Source organism: Microvirga sp. BF8, assembly GCF_059888585.1.
The window spans coordinates 1,951,521-1,967,133 of sequence record NZ_CM187619.1 but is presented as its reverse complement, the minus strand read 5'-3'; the positions used below and the strand labels follow the sequence as shown (position 1 = coordinate 1,967,133).

16 protein-coding genes and 2 tRNA genes are annotated in these 15,613 nt (G+C 63.0%); 10 read left to right on the top strand and 8 right to left on the bottom strand.

Translation table 11 applies throughout. The annotated features are described in order from the left end of the window. Positions 1-47: 47 nt before the first annotated feature. Positions 48-1,694 (bottom strand): benzoate-CoA ligase family protein, encoded by a 1,647-nt coding sequence (locus tag AC522E_RS09460; RefSeq protein ID WP_500750171.1) that lies wholly within the window; start codon positions 1,692-1,694, stop codon positions 48-50. 284 nt (positions 1,695-1,978) lie between these two features. Between AC522E_RS09460 and AC522E_RS09455 the strand changes: the two genes are divergently transcribed. From AC522E_RS09455 to AC522E_RS09425, 7 genes are all read left to right on the top strand, one after another. After that, entirely contained in the window at positions 1,979-3,154 is a 1,176-nt protein-coding gene (locus tag AC522E_RS09455; protein ID WP_500750633.1) for an ABC transporter substrate-binding protein, read from the top strand. A 141-nt stretch (positions 3,155-3,295) separates the two neighbouring features. Continuing rightward, a complete protein-coding gene (locus AC522E_RS09450; protein ID WP_500750169.1) occupies positions 3,296-4,216 on the top strand; it encodes a branched-chain amino acid ABC transporter permease in 921 nt (306 codons plus the stop codon). 8 nt (positions 4,217-4,224) lie between these two features. Continuing rightward, positions 4,225-5,256 carry a branched-chain amino acid ABC transporter permease gene (locus AC522E_RS09445; protein WP_500750168.1) on the top strand — a complete coding sequence of 344 codons (1,032 nt, stop codon included), beginning with the start codon at positions 4,225-4,227 and terminating at the stop codon, positions 5,254-5,256. Further along, a complete protein-coding gene (locus tag AC522E_RS09440) occupies positions 5,249-6,004 on the top strand; it encodes an ABC transporter ATP-binding protein (protein WP_500750167.1) in 756 nt (251 codons plus the stop codon). The genes AC522E_RS09445 and AC522E_RS09440 overlap by 8 nt, the downstream gene beginning before the upstream one ends. Beyond that, entirely contained in the window at positions 6,004-6,702 is a 699-nt protein-coding gene (locus AC522E_RS09435) for an ABC transporter ATP-binding protein (RefSeq protein ID WP_500750165.1), read from the top strand. Before AC522E_RS09440 ends, AC522E_RS09435 begins: the two co-directional genes overlap by 1 nt. Positions 6,703-6,714: 12 nt before the next feature. Then, positions 6,715-7,539 carry an alpha/beta hydrolase gene (locus tag AC522E_RS09430; RefSeq protein ID WP_500750164.1) on the top strand — a complete coding sequence of 275 codons (825 nt, stop codon included), beginning with the start codon at positions 6,715-6,717 and terminating at the stop codon, positions 7,537-7,539. A 456-nt stretch (positions 7,540-7,995) separates the two neighbouring features. Then, on the top strand, positions 7,996-9,558 hold the full coding sequence (locus AC522E_RS09425) for a sensor domain-containing diguanylate cyclase (protein WP_500750163.1): 1,563 nt from the start codon (positions 7,996-7,998) through the stop codon (positions 9,556-9,558). A 152-nt stretch (positions 9,559-9,710) separates the two neighbouring features. Here the strand turns inward: AC522E_RS09425 and AC522E_RS09420 are convergent. From AC522E_RS09420 to AC522E_RS09395, 6 genes are all read right to left on the bottom strand, one after another. Next, positions 9,711-9,787 (bottom strand) — tRNA-Arg (locus AC522E_RS09420). A 17-nt stretch (positions 9,788-9,804) separates the two neighbouring features. Beyond that, on the bottom strand, positions 9,805-10,110 hold the full coding sequence (locus AC522E_RS09415) for an ETC complex I subunit (protein WP_500750162.1): 306 nt from the start codon (positions 10,108-10,110) through the stop codon (positions 9,805-9,807). A 39-nt stretch (positions 10,111-10,149) separates the two neighbouring features. Then, a tRNA-Pro gene (locus tag AC522E_RS09410) sits at positions 10,150-10,226 on the bottom strand. A 62-nt stretch (positions 10,227-10,288) separates the two neighbouring features. After that, positions 10,289-10,744, bottom strand: coding sequence for a DUF192 domain-containing protein (locus AC522E_RS09405; protein WP_500750161.1), 456 nt, complete (start codon positions 10,742-10,744; stop codon positions 10,289-10,291). Positions 10,745-10,754: 10 nt separating this feature from the next. Then, on the bottom strand, positions 10,755-11,375 hold the full coding sequence (locus AC522E_RS09400) for a cold-shock protein (protein WP_500750160.1): 621 nt from the start codon (positions 11,373-11,375) through the stop codon (positions 10,755-10,757). A gap of 125 nt (positions 11,376-11,500) precedes the next feature. Further along, complete coding sequence (locus AC522E_RS09395; protein ID WP_500750159.1) at positions 11,501-12,268, bottom strand: SIR2 family NAD-dependent protein deacylase; 768 nt, start codon at positions 12,266-12,268, stop codon at positions 11,501-11,503. Between the two features lie 53 nt (positions 12,269-12,321). Here AC522E_RS09395 and AC522E_RS09390 point away from each other — a divergent pair, with 53 nt between their 5' ends. The 3 genes from AC522E_RS09390 (at position 12,322) to AC522E_RS09380 (ending at position 15,063) form a co-directional block, all read left to right on the top strand. Further along, on the top strand, positions 12,322-13,299 hold the full coding sequence (locus AC522E_RS09390) for an acetyltransferase domain-containing protein (protein ID WP_500750158.1): 978 nt from the start codon (positions 12,322-12,324) through the stop codon (positions 13,297-13,299). 145 nt (positions 13,300-13,444) lie between these two features. Beyond that, the gene (locus AC522E_RS09385; protein ID WP_500750157.1) at positions 13,445-14,071 is read left to right on the top strand and encodes a 2-dehydro-3-deoxy-6-phosphogalactonate aldolase; all 627 of its coding nucleotides are present in this window, start codon (positions 13,445-13,447) and stop codon (positions 14,069-14,071) included. Further along, positions 14,068-15,063: a ribonuclease Z gene (locus tag AC522E_RS09380; RefSeq protein ID WP_500750156.1), complete on the top strand. Its 996-nt coding sequence runs from the start codon at positions 14,068-14,070 to the stop codon at positions 15,061-15,063. The genes AC522E_RS09385 and AC522E_RS09380 overlap by 4 nt, the downstream gene beginning before the upstream one ends. Here the strand turns inward: AC522E_RS09380 and AC522E_RS09375 are convergent. Beyond that, positions 15,060-15,308 carry a DUF6894 family protein gene (locus tag AC522E_RS09375; protein WP_500750155.1) on the bottom strand — a complete coding sequence of 83 codons (249 nt, stop codon included), beginning with the start codon at positions 15,306-15,308 and terminating at the stop codon, positions 15,060-15,062. The genes AC522E_RS09380 and AC522E_RS09375 overlap by 4 nt on opposite strands. Between the last annotated feature and the right edge of the window lie 305 nt (positions 15,309-15,613).

Here is a 15,613-nt window from a genome sequence, read left to right as displayed (position 1 = left end):
TCGTATCCCACCTGAAATATTTATTTTAAGCTTCAAATAATTATCGATCAAGCAGCGGATGCCCGGCTTGGCTTCCCGACCCCGGCGATCTCGCGCAGAGCGAAGCGCTGCAGTTTGCCGGTCTGGGTCCGCGGGAGGCGTTCCATATACTCGATGGCGCGGGGATACTTGTAGGGTGCGATCTCGGCCTTCGCATGGTCCTGGAGGGCCTTGGTGAGTTCCGGCCCGGGGACATAGCCGTCCCGCAGGACGACATATGCCTTGACGATCATTCCGCGGTCGTCGTCCGGGGCACCGACGACCCCGCATTCGGCAACGGCCGGATGGGTGAGAAGCGCTGCCTCGACCTCGGGCCCGGCGATGTTGTAGCCGGAAGAAACGATCATGTCGTCGGAACGGGCCTGATACCAGAAGTAGCCATCCTCATCCATACGGTAGGTATCGCCGCTCACATTCCATCCGTTCTGGACGTATTTCTGCTGTCGGTCGTCCGCGAGGTAGCGGCAGCCCGTCGGGCCGCGGATCGCGAGCCTGCCGATCGCGCCGGGAGGGAGATCGCGGCCGTCAGCGTCAATGATCTTCGCTTCGTAACCAGGCACGGGCTTGCCGGTCGACCCGGGGACGATGTCCTCCTCTCTGGCGGCGATGAAGATGTGAAGCATTTCGGTGGCGCCGATCCCGTCCATGAGACTGATCCCGGTCGCGGCCTTCCAGGCATCGAAGGTATCCTTGGGAAGGGGTTCGCCTGCGGACACGCATTTACGAAGGCACGAAATGTCGTGCTCCTTCAGTTTCGGGAGCATGGCGCGATAGGCCGTCGGCGCGGTAAAGCAAACACTGGCCCGGTATTGAGCGATCGCGGGAAGCAAATCGTCCGGCCCCGCTCTTTCGAGCAGGATCGTCGCGGCGCCGATATGCATTGGAAACAGGACAATTCCGCCGAGCCCGAAGGTGAAGGCAAGCGGTGGCGAACCGATGAAACGGTCAGTCTGTTCGGCACGCAGAACATTGCCCGCATAGGCATCGCAGACAGCGAGCATGTCACGATGGAAATGCATGGTGCCTTTCGGCTCGCCTGTGGTGCCCGACGTGAAGCCTATGAGGCAGACGTCGTCGGCAGCGGTATCGACGGCCTGGAACTCCGACGAGGCCCCAGCGAGGAGCGCCTCGAGGCTGTCCGCTGCTCCGGAACCCCAATACACGACGTGGCGGAGCTCCGGCGCCAAGGCGCGGGCCTTCTCCATCTCGTCGGCCAGACGATGGTCGCAGAAAGCGATTGCGATCTTCGCCTTGGCGATCGGATAAGCGATCTCCTTGGCTCTCAGGAGCGGCATCGTCGCGACGACCACGCCACCGGCCTTCAGCACGGCGAGATAGAGTGCCACCATCATCGGATTATTGGCCGAGCGGAGAAGCACGCGGTTGCCCGGGACGAAGCCGAGCTGTCCGACCAGCACGTTGCAGATGCGGTTTACGCGCTCCTGCAGCTCCCGATAGGTCAGGGTCTCGGTCGGGCTGATCAGGCAAGTCTCGTCGCCCCGGCCCTCCTCGACCCATCGGTCCAGAAACGCGACCGCGCAGTTCAGCCGCTCTGGATATTGAAGTTCCGGCCGCTCATGGAGGAAGTCGGGCCACTGATCCCGGGGCGGCAGGTTGTCCCTCGCGAAGGTATCGAGATGTGCCGTGTACGCCATCGTCCGTTCCTCTGTCCGGTGGTGACGGTGGGCGTCTTTCGTCGCGCCCGCCTTGGCGGAACAATCCGCTTGAAGAAATCCCAAAATTATTTAAAGCTTCAAATAATGCTTGGCAATCCCGTAGAGGAAATCCGCGAGGGCCGGGTCCGCCGAAAGGGAGTATTCGGCTGGCGCGAATTGCGGCAGATTGCAGCCGAGCATGGACGGGACGGGTCTAGTCCCGCTAGGAATAATCATGCAGCGCGGACCACCGTGCGCAGGGAACAGTCACTCGGGAGTACATGATGAACCTGACAATCAAATGCCTGGGCCTCGCGGCGACCCTGGGCCTCGTCGCATCGCCGGCCCTGGCGCAGGAGAAGCTGAAGGTCGGCCTGGTTCTGACCCTGTCGGGCCCTTCCGCCGTCCTGGGCCAGCAGGCCCGCGACGGCTTCCAGCTCGCGGTCAAGGACCTCGGCGGCAAGCTCGGCGGCCGTGACGTGGATGTGATCGTCGTCGACGACGAGCTGAAGCCCGATGTGGCGGTGACCAAGGTCAAGGGCCTTCTCGAGCGCGACAAGGTCGATTTCGTGGTCGGCCCGATCTTCTCGAACGTGGCCGTGGCCATTCAGAAGCCTATCGTCGACGCCAAGACCTTCTACATCAGCACCAATGCCGGCCCGTCGAACCTCGCGGGCAAGAGCTGCAGCCCGTTCTTCTTCGCGACTTCATACCAGAACGACCAGAACCATGAGGTTCTCGGCAAGGTTGCCCAGGACCGGGGCTACAAGAAAGTCTATCTCCTGGCGCCGAACTACCAGGCCGGCAAGGACGCGCTCGCGGGTTTCAAGCGTCACTATAAAGGTGAAGTCGTCGAGGAATCCTACGTTCCGCTCAACACGCTCGACTTCCAGTCCGAGCTTGCCAAAATCGCCTCGCTGAAGCCGGATGCGATTTTCACCTTCATGCCCGGAGGCATGGGCGTGAACCTCGTGAAGCAGTACCGCGCTGCCGGCCTCGCCGACCGCATCCCGTTCCTGTCCGCCTTCACGGTCGATGAGTCGACGCTTCCGGCTCAGCAGGATGCGGCGGTGGGCATGTTTGGCGGTTCGAACTGGGCCCCGAATCTCGACACGCCGCAGAACAAGGCCTTCGTCAAGGAATACGAGACGGCCTACAATGCCGTTCCCGGCTCCTATGCCATGCACGCCTACGATGCTGCGCTGCTGATCGACAGCGCCCTGAAGGCCACTGGCGGAAAGACCGAGGACAAGGATGCTCTTCGCGGCGCGATCAAGAAGGCCGACTTCAAATCCCTGCGTGGCGACTTCAAGTTCGGCGCGAACGGCTTCCCAATTCAGGACTTCTACCTGGTGAAGGTCGCAAAGCGCGCCGACGGCAAGTTCCAGACCGAGATCGAGGAAAAGGTCTTCGATGACTATACGGATGCCTATGCCAAGGAATGCGCGGCGACCAACTGAGCCGCCGATCCGATAACTCCGGCCTCGTCCCGAGCATGGTTCGGGACGAGGCTCTCGTATCGCGAGAAGAGCGATCCATCCCCTCGGCGGGGACCGGCCGGGCACCTCGATCCGGCATCGTTCCTCGCCTGTGAAGTGCCGATGACAGCAACACTTCTTCTCATTCAGGCTCTGAACGGCCTTCAGTTCGGGCTCATCCTGTTTCTGATCGCCGCGGGACTCACGCTCGTCTTCGGCGTGATGGATTTCATCAATCTCGCGCACGGCGTGCAATATATGGTCGGCGCCTATCTGGTCGCGGCATTCAGTGCCTGGACGGGCAACTTCGGCTGGGGGCTTCTGCTCGCGCTGCCGTGCGCCCTCGCCTTCGGCCTCCTTCTCGAAATCCTGGTCTTTCGCCATCTCTACAATCGCGACCATCTCGATCAGGTTCTCGCGACCTTCGGGGTAATCGTGTTCCTGAACCAAGCTGTGAAGTTCATCTGGGGTGCAGCACCGCTCAATGTCCCCGTCCCCGAAATTCTCTCCGGCTCGATCGAGATCGCCGATGGACTGCTCTATCCGGTCTACCGCCTTGCGATCATCGCAGCAGGTATCGGAGTGGCAGTCCTTCTCTACCTTCTCGTCAGCCGCACGCGCGTCGGCATGCTCGTACGCGCGGGCGCCACGCATCCGGAGATGGTGTCCGCTCTCGGGGTCAATATCCGGCGCCTTTTCATGGTGGTGTTCGGCTTTGGCGCCATGCTGGCCGGTTTCGCCGGCGCCATGGTCGCCCCGATCCTCTCCGTCGAACCGGGCATGGGTGACAACATCCTGATTCTGGCCTTCGTGGTGATCGTCATTGGCGGCATCGGTTCCATCAGGGGAGCATTTCTCGCCGCGCTCCTCATCGGCCTTGTCGATACGGTGGGACGCTCCTTTGCCCCGGACATCCTCCGCTTCTTCCTCGATCCTGCGGCAGCAAGCCAAACCGGACGCGCCATTGCCCCGATGCTGATTTATATCTTCATGGCCGCCATTCTGTTCTTCAGGCCCTCCGGCCTGTTTCCGGCAAAGCGCTAGGGGCTGCCATGACGGAGCTCGCCCAGACGCCCCCCGCTTCCATAGGTGCCCAGCCGATGCGGATCGAGTGGATCCCGGCATGCCTCTTCATCGCCCTTGCCGCGACTCCTGCTCTCGCGTCCTTCTCCGGCGCGGAAGGCTATGTGTTGTCGCTCCTCACCCGCGTTATGATCTTCGGCCTTGCTGCCATGTCGCTGGACCTCATCCTCGGCTATGGCGCTCTCGTCAGTTTCGGCCATGCGGCCTTCCTCGGCATCGGCGGCTACGCGGTCGGAATCCTGTCGAGCCATGGGCTCGACGATGCATTGGTGCAGATCCCGGCAGCCGTGGCAGGCTCGGCCGTCTTCGCGGCGATCACCGGCGTCATCTCGCTCCGCACAAAGGGTGTCTACTTCATCATGATCACCCTGGCCTTCGGTCAGATGCTATTCTTCCTCGCGACATCGCTGGCGGCTTATGGGGGCGATGATGGCATGACCCTCGGCGCTCGCAGCCTTATCGCCGGGCTTCCGCTGCTGAAGAGCGACCTTTCGTTCTACGGTTTCACATTCCTGTGTCTTCTCGCGACATATCTGCTGTCCCGGGCGATCGTCGCATCCAGGTTCGGGCGGGTTCTGCGGGGCGCGCGGGAAAACCCGGTCCGCATGGAGGCCATCGGCTTCCACCCGTTCCGCTACCAGCTTCTGGCCTACGTCATCAGCGGCATGATGGCCGGTCTTGCCGGCTTTCTCCTTGCCAATCAGGCGGAGTTCATCAGCCCGTCGTACATGACGTGGCAGCGCTCCGGGGAACTGATCTTCATGGTGGTCCTGGGCGGGCTCGGCAGTCTGCACGGCGCCATCATCGGCGCGGCCGTCTTCCTCCTTCTGGAGGAGTTCCTTCCAGAACTTCTGAACTTTGCCGGACTGGTTCTCAGTGACGATCTCACCTATCGACTCGTGGAGAACTGGAAGATGGTGTTCGGTCCGCTTCTCATCCTGATCGTGATCTTTGCGCGAGGCGGAATCATGGGGCTTCTTGGGCGGAGGCAGCATGACTGAGCCCCTCCTCGAACTCCGCAATCTCCGCAAGACCTATGGCGCCCTAGTTGTCACGGATGACGTGAGTCTGTCCGTTCCCCGAGGCGAGGTCCATGCCATTATCGGTCCGAATGGCGCAGGCAAGACGACCCTGATCCATCAGATTTCAGGGATGGCGTCCTCAGTTTCCGGACAGATCAGGTTCGATGGAGTCGACATCACCCGTTTGGCGATGCACGAGCGAGTGAGGCGCGGCCTGGCGCGTTCCTTTCAGATCACCTCGGTTCTGCCAGGCTTTTCCGCCCTCGAGAACGTGGCGCTTGCCGTTCAGGCGAGGACTGGCTCCAGCTATCGACTGGTCGGGAATGCCTCGCGGGAAAAGCAGCTCAACGAACCGGCCATGGATTTCCTCAACCTCGTCGGCCTTGCGCCACGGGCACAGGTTCCGGCAGGGCTCCTCTCCCATGGCGAAAAAAGGCAGCTGGAATTGGCGATCGCACTTGCGACAGAGCCGAAGCTCGTTCTCCTCGACGAACCACTGGCAGGCTTGGGACACGATGACTCGCGGCGCGTGGTCGAGGTCTTGCGCCGCCTGCGCGATCGGACGACGATTCTGCTCATCGAGCATGACATGGATGCCGTCTTCTCGCTGGCGGACCGGATCAGTGTGCTTGTCTACGGGCGTCTTATTGCTACGGACACTCCCGAGCGGATCCGCACCAACGCTGAGGTGCGCTCCGCCTATCTCGGCGAGGAGGAGATTGCCTGATGCTGTCCGTCCGCAATCTCCAGGCCTCCTACGGCGCCGCCCAGGTCCTGTTCGACGTGTCGCTGGAGGTCGGCCCCGGCGAGGTCGTGACACTGCTCGGTCGCAACGGCATGGGAAAAACCACCACGATCCGTTCGATCATGGGGTTGCTGCGTCCGCACGGCGGCGAGGTGCGCTTCGGTGACGTAGCCGTCACGGGACTGGCTCCCTACCGTGTCGCCAAGGCCGGGATCGGCCTCGTCCCCGAAGGGCGGCAGATCTTTCCAACCCTGTCGGTCGAGGAGAACCTTGTCGCCACCGCTTCTGCGCGGGCCGGATCGCGGCGCTGGACGCTCGACGCGGTCTACGACCTCTTTCCCCGACTCAGGGAGCGTCGTACGAACCTCGGCACCCAGCTCTCGGGCGGAGAGCAGCAGATGCTTGCCATCGGACGAGCCCTGATGACCAATCCCAGACTCGTGATCCTCGACGAGGCGACCGAGGGGCTCGCACCCCTGATCCGGGCCGAGATCTGGGACTGCCTCAAGCGCCTGCGGGGCGAGCATCAGTCGATCCTCGTCATCGACAAGAACGTCAATGCCCTCGCCGCCTTCGCGGACCGGCATGTCATTCTCGAGAAGGGTCGTTCGGTCTGGACCGGAACCAGCGCCGAACTGATGGCAGACGCGACGCTGAAGGACCGGTATCTGCACGTGTGAGGAGTTGCAGTGATGACGGATACCGATCTCGATCTGGAGGCGGAATACAACAACAGGGCCCGGGTTCCGGACCATCGCGTGCACATGGCGGGATGGCAGCGGGACGCGGCCGCCTACCGCGCAACTGCCCGATGTGAACTGGACGTCGCCTATGGCCCCGGGGAACGCCACCGGCTCGACCTTTTTCACCCTCCGGGCGGCGATGCCGGCGGCCCCGTCGTGCTGTTCATCCATGGAGGGTACTGGCAATCCCTGGACAAATCTTCCGCCAGCCATCTCGCCCGCGGTGCAAACGAGCGCGGGCTGACCGTTGCCATACCGAGCTACGATCTCGCGCCCGCCATAACGTTGAGCGGTATCGTGGCAGAGATGGAGACCGCAGCCGATTTCCTCATGCAGCGACTCGCCCAGCCGCTTGTGGCGTCGGGACACTCCGCCGGAGGGCATCTCGCGGCCTGCCTGATGGCGCGGAGCGCCACGGCGCTCAAACGCCCGATCCTCGCCGGCCTGCCGATCTCGGGACTTTTCGACCTCGTCCCGCTTGTTCCGACCTCGATCAACCGCGCTCTCGGCCTTACTGTCGAAGAGGCGCGCCGCCTGAGCCCGATTTATTGGAACCCGCCCGTGAACAGCCGCGTCGTCGCCGTCGTCGGCGAAGCGGAAAGTCGGGAGTTCCTGCGGCAGTCGCGGGACTACGTCACCCAATGGAGTGCGATGGACACCGTGGGCACACTCCACGAGGTCCCACGAGCGCATCATTTCGACGTGCTCGCGGGCCTTGCCGACCCCGCCGATGTGCTCGTCGACCTGCTCGTGGACCTTGCCGCTGGAGCGTAAGATGCGCCTGGGAAGTTCTCCCAAGGGTCGCAAGCATCACTGGCAGGCTGTCCCTGCCCTGAGGCGGCGGCATTCCAGGCGTCCGCCACTTCATCTCTCGCGAAGACTGAGCGTTGTCACCACCGCGTCCTGCGTCCTGATTCCGACCCGACCAGCCGTCGGAAGGATTAGGGTCGACGGGGCCGCAAGTGCATTGTGCGAACCCGAAGGGCCACGCCCGTGAAGGCGAAGGCGGTTCTTCGCAAACGACTGTGCGTCGCATGATCAGGCTCGCGTCGAACCATGGGACAGGCAGAGGCAAGCCCTGTGCAATATGAGTAAATCCGTGCTATCGCGCCTGAGGCACCGTCTCCGGTTTCGTGGCCCTCCGGTAAGTTTCGCCGCTGCGAGCTTTTCTGGTCGAAAGAGTGAATCCGGTCACCCGAAGGTGAGAAAGACCATATCGCAAACTGGGGCATGATCTTGCCGATCGACCTTTCCCATGAGGCTGACAAACCTTACTCCCGTCGCCCGGGGTGGTTCCGGCTGAAGGTCTCGTCGACCCGCTGGCTCCAGCGTTTCATTGCTCTCGTCTGTCTCGCCATCCTTGCCCTGGAAGGCTGGCGCGACTGGAGCGAGTACGAGCAAGCTTTTGCGGACGCACAAGTCGAAACAGCCAATCTCGCGCGCTCCCTGAAGCAGCACGCCGAGGATACGTTCGAAATGACCGATTATGCCTTAGCGGCGGTCGTCGAACTGCTTCAGGTGGAAGGCACCTCGCCGGAGGCTCTGGCGCATCTTCATTCCATCCTCGTGAACCGAGTCTCCCTCCTTCCACGCCTGCAGGAGATCAGCGTCTACGGCTCCGACGGCAACTGGCTGGCAAGTTCGTCCCAGGAACTCTTCCCGGACAAGCAGAATCAGGGCGATCAGCCCTATTTTGTGCGTCACCGGGATTCGTTGAGTCGCCGCCCCTATTTCTCCCCGCCCAAGCGGAGCCAGCCTCTGACTCAGCGCACGACGACGATCTCGCGCCGCTTCACCAATCAGGACGGATCCTTCGGTGGCGTTGTCGTTGCCAGCATCGACCCGACCTATTTTGCCCGCTTCTATTCGCGTTTCGATATCGGCCAGCAGGGAGCGATCGTGCTGCTTGCGAAGGATGGCACTCTGATCTCCCGCTTTCCGAGCGCAGAATCCGCCACGAGCGGCAATCCTGCCTCGTCGCCTCTCATGACGGACCTGATGTCGCGTGCGGATTCGGGTTCCTATCGTTTCGTGTCCCCTCTCGATGGCATCGATCGGGTCAGCGGCTATGACAGTGGCAGCAACTTTCCGTTCGTTGTTCTGGCGGCCGTGAGCCGGGACGAGGCCCTGGCCGACTGGAGAAGTCAGGTCATGGTCCGTGGCGCGGGAGTCAGCCTTCTGGTCGCAGCCATCGGCTTTCTGGGCTGGGGACTGGTCAGCCAATCGAAGCGAAGGGAGCGGGCCGAGGCGAAGCTCGCCGTCCTTGCGCGAACCGATGGATTGACCGGCCTCGCCAACCGACGGGCCTTCGACGAACGGCTTGCCCACGAGTGGGGTCGCTCTGTCCGGGAGGGAACGCCGCTCTCCCTGCTTCTCGTCGATGTCGACCGGTTCAAGCAGTTCAACGACATCTATGGGCATCAGGCCGGGGATGATTGCCTGCGGGCACTGGCCCGTGCCGTCGATCAGGCAGCCCAGCGCCCGAGCGATCTCGCGGCGCGCTATGGTGGCGAGGAACTGGTGCTGCTTCTCCCCGCGACCAGTGCACAGGGGGCATCGCAACTTGCGGAGGTCGTTCGTTCGGCTGTGGAGGCGCTGGCGATGCCACATTCCGGCAACAAGCCCAAGAAGGTGGTCACAGTCAGCGTTGGAACGGCAACCCTGAATCCGCAGCCCGGCCCGGCCAGCAGCCGTTTCGAGACCCTGGTCACGATGGCCGATCATGCCCTGTACGACGCAAAGCGACAGGGCCGAAACAAGGTCGTGATGGCGCCTCGCGACGTGGCGGCCTAGATCGCAACCGGCGTCGGAGCGGAGAAACCTGAGACGCTCATTTCAATGGGAGCCAGTTCGAGGCGGATTGAAGAAAAACCTCCAACGCCATGACTCTGAACGCATTTCAGGAAGCGCTCATCCGTGCCCGGGGGCGCTGTCGGAGGGAATCATGGCGACCCCGGCAGGGCTCGAACCTGCGACCTGCCGCTTAGAAGGCGGCTGCTCTATCCAGCTGAGCTACGGGGCCGTGCAGCCGGCGGAACCTCAGTGGGTCCAGGGGCCGACGCGGTTAAACTTGAAGTTGTCCGAATAGGACATGGTGCGCCGCTTGACCTCCTGGGGCTCCTCGACCCGGTAGGCAATTCCCTCGCGCTGGGCATAAGCGACAGCCTCTTCCACGGTATCGAACCACAGGCGGAGCTGCTGGCGCGTATCGCCGGAGCTGGTCCAGCCCATGAGCGGCTCGATCTCGCGCGGCTTGTCCTGCTCGAATTCGAGAAGCCATTGCTTGGTACGGGCAAGGCCGGACTGCGTAGCGACCTTGGCGGGCTTATAGATCCGTGCGGGCATCGGGTTTCGATACTCTCTCAAAGGTTTTCTCGGCGATTTTGGTCGGGGCGGCAGGATTTGAACCTGCGACCCTCTGCTCCCAAAGCAGATGCGCTACCAGACTGCGCTACGCCCCGCCTTCGTCGCCGAAGAGGCTGTTGGCTATCACGAGGATCGGGCTTCAGCAAGCGTCCAAACGTCAGCGCTTGAACAACGGATGCTCCACCCGGTCGCCGGCCTTGATTCCCAATCGGGCCGCCGTGCCGGCATTGAGCTCCAGAACCGCGAGAATGGGTTCGCCGGAGGGAATGGTGCGGGTGGACAAAGGTTCCGTATTGGCTGCGATCCGGGCGATGGTTCCATCGGGCCGGATGAAAAGCATATCGAGGGGCAGGTAGGTGTTCTGCATCCACATGGCGACTGGCTCGACCCGCCCAAAATCGAACAGCATGCCCTGATTGGCGGGCATCGCGCGCCGATACATCAGTCCCTGAGCGCGGTCCGCGTCGTTGCGGGCCACTTCCACCTGAAAGGCCTGCCGCCCTCCCTGGGCCGCAATCGTCAACGCCTCAAGAGCCTGCTGCGCAACGGCCGCGGCGATGGTCATCGCCCCAAGCGCAACGGCGAGGACGGCGAGACGCGCATTCCGAACCATCGGGAGCCCGTCAATGCGAGTGCGGCAGGGCCATGTCGGCGAGGCGCACCTCGGCCGCCATGAGGCCCTTCGAGCCATCGCCGAAGCGGACGAAGACCCTCTCGCCGGGCTTCAGCTCGGCGATGCCATAGCGCCGCAGGGTTTCCATATGAACGAAGATGTCTGGCCGCCCCTCGCCCTGCGTAAGGAAGCCGAAACCACGGAGTCGGTTGAACCATTTGACGACCGCCGGCTCGAGTCCGCTCGTGGGGACAACCTGGACATGGGTCCTCGGGAGCGGCAGCTCCGACGGATGGAGAGCCGTGGATTCGTCGAGAGACAGGATGCGGAGTGCCTGGAGGCCCCGGGGCCTCTGCACGGCTTCCACGACGATCCGGGCTCCCTCGTTGGCCGCCTGGTAGCCGTCCCGCCGCAGGCAGGTGACGTGAAGGAGCACGTCGGGCATGCCGTTGTCGGGAACGATGAAGCCGAAGCCCTTAGCCACGTCGAACCATTTGATCCTTCCGCTGACCTGGACGAGATCGAGGGATTTCTCCTCCGAGACGGCCTCGGTGATGTCGCGGCGCCCTTGTTCGGCAAGGGAGGATTCTCCCCGCGTTTGGAAGGGGTTGGAACTGTAATCGTTAGTCATGAAGAAACCCGCACTCGAATCAGAACTCCGACTCTTAACGAGAGGATAACATTGTCCTGAATCTGGGGAAGCCGGAAACGCCCTCTGGGGGGTGATGTTTTTCTTAGCCGGCGAATAAAACGCCTCTATTGCGCAATGAATCCCGCGAGAACCTGTCCGATCTCCGCGCGGATGACGAGGTCGGCTGCGTTGTCCAGGGGCGTCGGCTCACGATTGACGATGACCAGTCGGGCACCGTTTTCCTTCGCCATCATCGGAAACGATGCCGCGGGGTAGACGACGAGGGAGGAGCCCAGGACCAGAAAGAGGTCACAGGAGAGCGTGAGCTCGAGGGCTCGTCGCATCGCCGTCTCCGGCATGGCTTGTCCGAACGAGATGGTGGCGGACTTGATGATCCCGCCGCATGTTTCGCAGACCGGAGGATCGCCTGTTGTCTCGAAGCGGCTCCTCACCCAGCCGAGATCGTAGCGCCGGCCGCAGGACAGACACACGGCGTAGGTGCCGTTTCCGTGCAATTCGATGACCTGGTGCTCGGCGATACCCGCTGCCTGATGAAGTCCGTCGATGTTCTGGGTGATCACGCCGGGCATCCGTCCGGAATCGACGAGGGAGGCCAGCGCCCGGTGGCCCCGGCTTGGGCCGGCGCCGCGGTAGAGATCGTCCATCGTGAACTTCCGCCGCCATGCCTCCCGGCGTGCCGCCTCGCTCTTCAGGAAGAGATCGAAGGCGATTGGCTTGTTTTCCAGCCAGGGACTCCCGGGAGAGCGAAAATCGGGCACGCCGCTCTCCGTCGAGATCCCGGCGCCGGTGAATCCGACGAGGACCCCGGAGTCTTCGATCATGGCCCTCAGCGCGGCCATTGACGTTGCGAGTGGATCGGTCATGAACGTCATATAGGGTGCGGCGGTCGCGCCGCCCTCCCCCTCTTCAGAACCGGACGTTTGACGTGACCCCAGCCCAGCCCCAGTCCACGGCCGCCGCCACGCAGCGTTGGGATGCCATCGACGTAGCGCGGGGGATCGCGATCCTCGCCATGGTCATCTACCATTTCAGCTGGGACCTGAGCTTTCTCAAGCTGGTCGCCACCGATATCGTGGCCGTTCCGGCCTGGCGCTGGTTCGCCCGGTGCATCGCCGGCTCGTTCCTCTTTCTCGCTGGCGTCGGGCTTGTCCTCGCGCATGTACAGGGCCTGCGACCGCGGGCCTTCCTGCGTCGCCTCGCGAAGATCGGCGGGGCGGCTCTCCTGATCACGATCGCGACCTATTTTGCGTTTCCGGAGAGCTTCATCTTCTTCGGGATCCTGCATTGCATCGCGCTGTCGAGCGTCCTCGCGCTCCCGTTCCTGCGAACACGACCGATTGTCCTGGTGATTTCTGCATTGATCTGCCTTGCCGCGCCTTCGATCTTCACGAGTCCGGTGCTCGATCGACCCTGGCTCGACTGGCTCGGGCTTGGTTCCACCGATCCCGTTACCAATGACTACGTGCCGATCTTTCCGTGGTTCGGCCTCGTATTGGCGGGAATGGCGACTGCGAAGGCGCTCCTGCCCCATGCGGAGACCATGCGGCTCGCGCGCTGGCGCGCCGGGAGCCGCTTCTCCCGCCTGCTCGTCTGGGCCGGACGCAAGAGCCTTCCGATCTATTTGATCCATCAGATCATTCTGTTCGGCCTGCTTTATGGCATTCTGCAGCTGACAGGTCCCAATCCCATGGCCGAGGCACGGCCGTTCATCGCAGAATGCGAAGCGAGTTGCCTGGCGCAGGGGAGCCCCGCAGGAGTCTGTACGTCCCTCTGCTCGTGTGTGGCAGGCGAATTGCGCAAAAGCGATGTGTGGCGCAAGGTCCTCGACGACGCGGTCGGGCCCGACGAGCAGATCCGCATCTCCCGCACGGCGCAGCAATGCCTGCGTCAGAAGGAACCCTGAAACGTAGAGTTCCTGAAACCGCCTCGGCAGTTGAAAGAGGGCGGGGTCTCCGCCACCTATTGAGGCAGGGCGCATCGCGATGCCGGGCTTGCCGAGCCTGTCCGATGGTAAGACCTCAGCCGCGGGTCGGGCAAAGGGGGCCATCGTGTTTCGGGATTATCTGACCGAGCTTCCGCTGATCGCGATCCTGCGCGGATTGCGGCCCGACAATGCCGGGGCCGTCGGCCATACGCTGGTCGAGGCCGGATTTCGGATCATCGAAGTTCCATTGAATTCGCCGGACCCCTTCCGCAGCATCGAAATCCTCGCCAAGGCCATGCCGTCTCAGGTGCTCGTCGGCGCGGGAACGGTGCTCGAGCCCGCAATGGTCGACGGGGTCCACGACGTCGGCGGAAAACTGATCGTCATGCCTCATGCGGATCTCGACGTTGTCCGACACGCAAAGCAGCACGGCTTGTATTGCACTCCGGGCGTCGCTACGCCGACAGAGGCTTTTGCGGCGCTGAAGGCCGGAGCGGATGCGATCAAGATCTTCCCGGCCGAGGCCACGCCGCCGCCGGTCGTCAAAGCCTGGCGGGCCGTGCTTCCGAAAGAAGCCCTCGTCATGCCGGTCGGCGGCATCAAGCCGGACACAATGAGGGGTTACGTGGATGCGGGAGCCGACGGCTTCGGTCTCGGCTCCGCTCTGTTCACGCCGACGATGTCCGTCGAGGATGTCGGCCGGAACGCCCGTGCCTTCGCGGCCGCGTGGCGAGACCTTCGCAAGGGATGAGCTGGCTCATCCAGCCGCGCCTCGTCAACGGCCCTTTCGACGATCCGGGCCTCTATCTCGATTTCCGCTTCGGCCGGCGGGCGATCCTGTTCGATCTCGGCGACCTCGGCCCTCTGTCTGCGCGGGAATTGCTGCGGGTCAGCCACGTCTTCGTGTCTCACGCGCATGTGGATCACTTCATCGGATTCGATCGCCTGATGCGGTTATGCCTCCACCGGCCCGGCCCGCTTCATCTCGTGGGCCCGCCGGGTTTCATCGATCATGTGGAACACAAACTGCGGGCCTATACCTGGAATCTCATCGACGAGAGTTCGGTGGATTTCCAACTCCATGTGGGAGAGTTCAACGGCTTTCGGCTCGACCGCTTCGCCGTTTTCTCGGCCCAGCACGTGTTCGAGCGCTGGGAAGGACAGCCGCCCGACCTTCCGATGGGCGTCGTCTTCGCCGACGGTGATTTTCGAATCGAGGCGACCGCCCTCGACCATGGCATCCCCTCGCTCGCGTTCGGACTGCGGGAGACGAGGCGCGTCAACGTCCGCCGCGGAGTCCTCGAACAACTGGGCCTCCCGAAGAGTTCATGGCTCAACGAGGCCAAGAAGCTGCTCCGGGAGGGGGTTGGGGACGCCGATCTGACGATTCCGGGCGTCGGCCGCGTCGCGCTAAAGGAGCTGAAGGACAAGGTCTTCTTCATCGGCCCCGGGCAGTCCCTGGCCTACGTCACCGACACGGCGCCGACACCCGGCAATGCGGAGAAGATCCTCGCCCTCGCAGCCGGGGTCGACCAACTCTTCATCGAGGCCGTCTTTCCCGAGCGGGACCGCGCTCTCGCCGAGGCCGCGCTTCACCTGACAGCCGAGGAGGCGGGACGCCTGGCGCGCAAGGCGCAGGCCAAGCGGCTCACGGTCTTCCATCATTCGGCTCGCTACCTGGAAACTCCGGATGCTCTCCGTATCGAGGCGATGCGCGCCTTCACGGGAGATCCCGACACCTAGTCCTTGCGCCTCAGATCTGCTCTCAGGACCAGACTGAACGGAAGGGTGACCACATGGACCCTGTTCTCGTCCTGGATTTCCACCGCCCATGCCGTCCAGTTGCGGAACCTGCCCTCCTCCGAGATCAGGCTGAGAACGGCAACGACGCCGTACTCAATGGCTTCGCCCAAAGTGGCGCACTCTTCCCCGTTCTTGTCGAGCAGATGGAGGTGCGCCCGGCGAAGGTTGAAATAGTATCGTGACAAGGCAGGCTCTAGATCTCGATGGGTCCAGCCGGCCCGATATAAAGTATCGCAAAACCTCTCTGGCGCAAGCGATATAGCAGATCGTTCGACGTTCGGTGGTCGGTCACGATGATGTCACCCGCGCAGCACCGGCCGCTGGAGGGAAAGAGGTGCGGTGCAGCCAGTCTCGCCCGGTCTGATACTGCCTGGATGCTCCAGAGGGCCTCTTCGGTTCTTATGACCCTAAAATCGGTCCGGGCCCCGCGATCGGGCGCCATGGGTCCGTCGTTCAAAGCGAGTGTCGTGGCCGACTGCATTCCTTCCTC

Excerpts from the sequence above, each read along its gene's own strand:
- AC522E_RS09460 (WP_500750171.1), bottom strand. The coding sequence starts at position 1,694 with ATGGCGTACACGGCACATCTCGATACCTTCGCGAGGGACAACCTGCCG.
- AC522E_RS09440 (WP_500750167.1), top strand. The coding sequence starts at position 5,249 with ATGACTGAGCCCCTCCTCGAACTCCGCAATCTCCGCAAGACCTATGGC.
- AC522E_RS09415 (WP_500750162.1), bottom strand. The coding sequence starts at position 10,110 with ATGCCCGCACGGATCTATAAGCCCGCCAAGGTCGCTACGCAGTCCGGC.
- AC522E_RS09445 (WP_500750168.1), top strand. The coding sequence starts at position 4,225 with ATGACGGAGCTCGCCCAGACGCCCCCCGCTTCCATAGGTGCCCAGCCG.
- AC522E_RS09425 (WP_500750163.1), top strand. The coding sequence starts at position 7,996 with ATGATCTTGCCGATCGACCTTTCCCATGAGGCTGACAAACCTTACTCC.
- AC522E_RS09395 (WP_500750159.1), bottom strand. The coding sequence starts at position 12,268 with ATGACGTTCATGACCGATCCACTCGCAACGTCAATGGCCGCGCTGAGG.
- AC522E_RS09430 (WP_500750164.1), top strand. The coding sequence starts at position 6,715 with ATGACGGATACCGATCTCGATCTGGAGGCGGAATACAACAACAGGGCC.
- AC522E_RS09450 (WP_500750169.1), top strand. The coding sequence starts at position 3,296 with ATGACAGCAACACTTCTTCTCATTCAGGCTCTGAACGGCCTTCAGTTC.
- AC522E_RS09455 (WP_500750633.1), top strand. The coding sequence starts at position 1,979 with ATGAACCTGACAATCAAATGCCTGGGCCTCGCGGCGACCCTGGGCCTC.
- AC522E_RS09400 (WP_500750160.1), bottom strand. The coding sequence starts at position 11,375 with ATGACTAACGATTACAGTTCCAACCCCTTCCAAACGCGGGGAGAATCC.
- AC522E_RS09405 (WP_500750161.1), bottom strand. The coding sequence starts at position 10,744 with ATGGTTCGGAATGCGCGTCTCGCCGTCCTCGCCGTTGCGCTTGGGGCG.
- AC522E_RS09380 (WP_500750156.1), top strand. The coding sequence starts at position 14,068 with ATGAGCTGGCTCATCCAGCCGCGCCTCGTCAACGGCCCTTTCGACGAT.
- AC522E_RS09435 (WP_500750165.1), top strand. The coding sequence starts at position 6,004 with ATGCTGTCCGTCCGCAATCTCCAGGCCTCCTACGGCGCCGCCCAGGTC.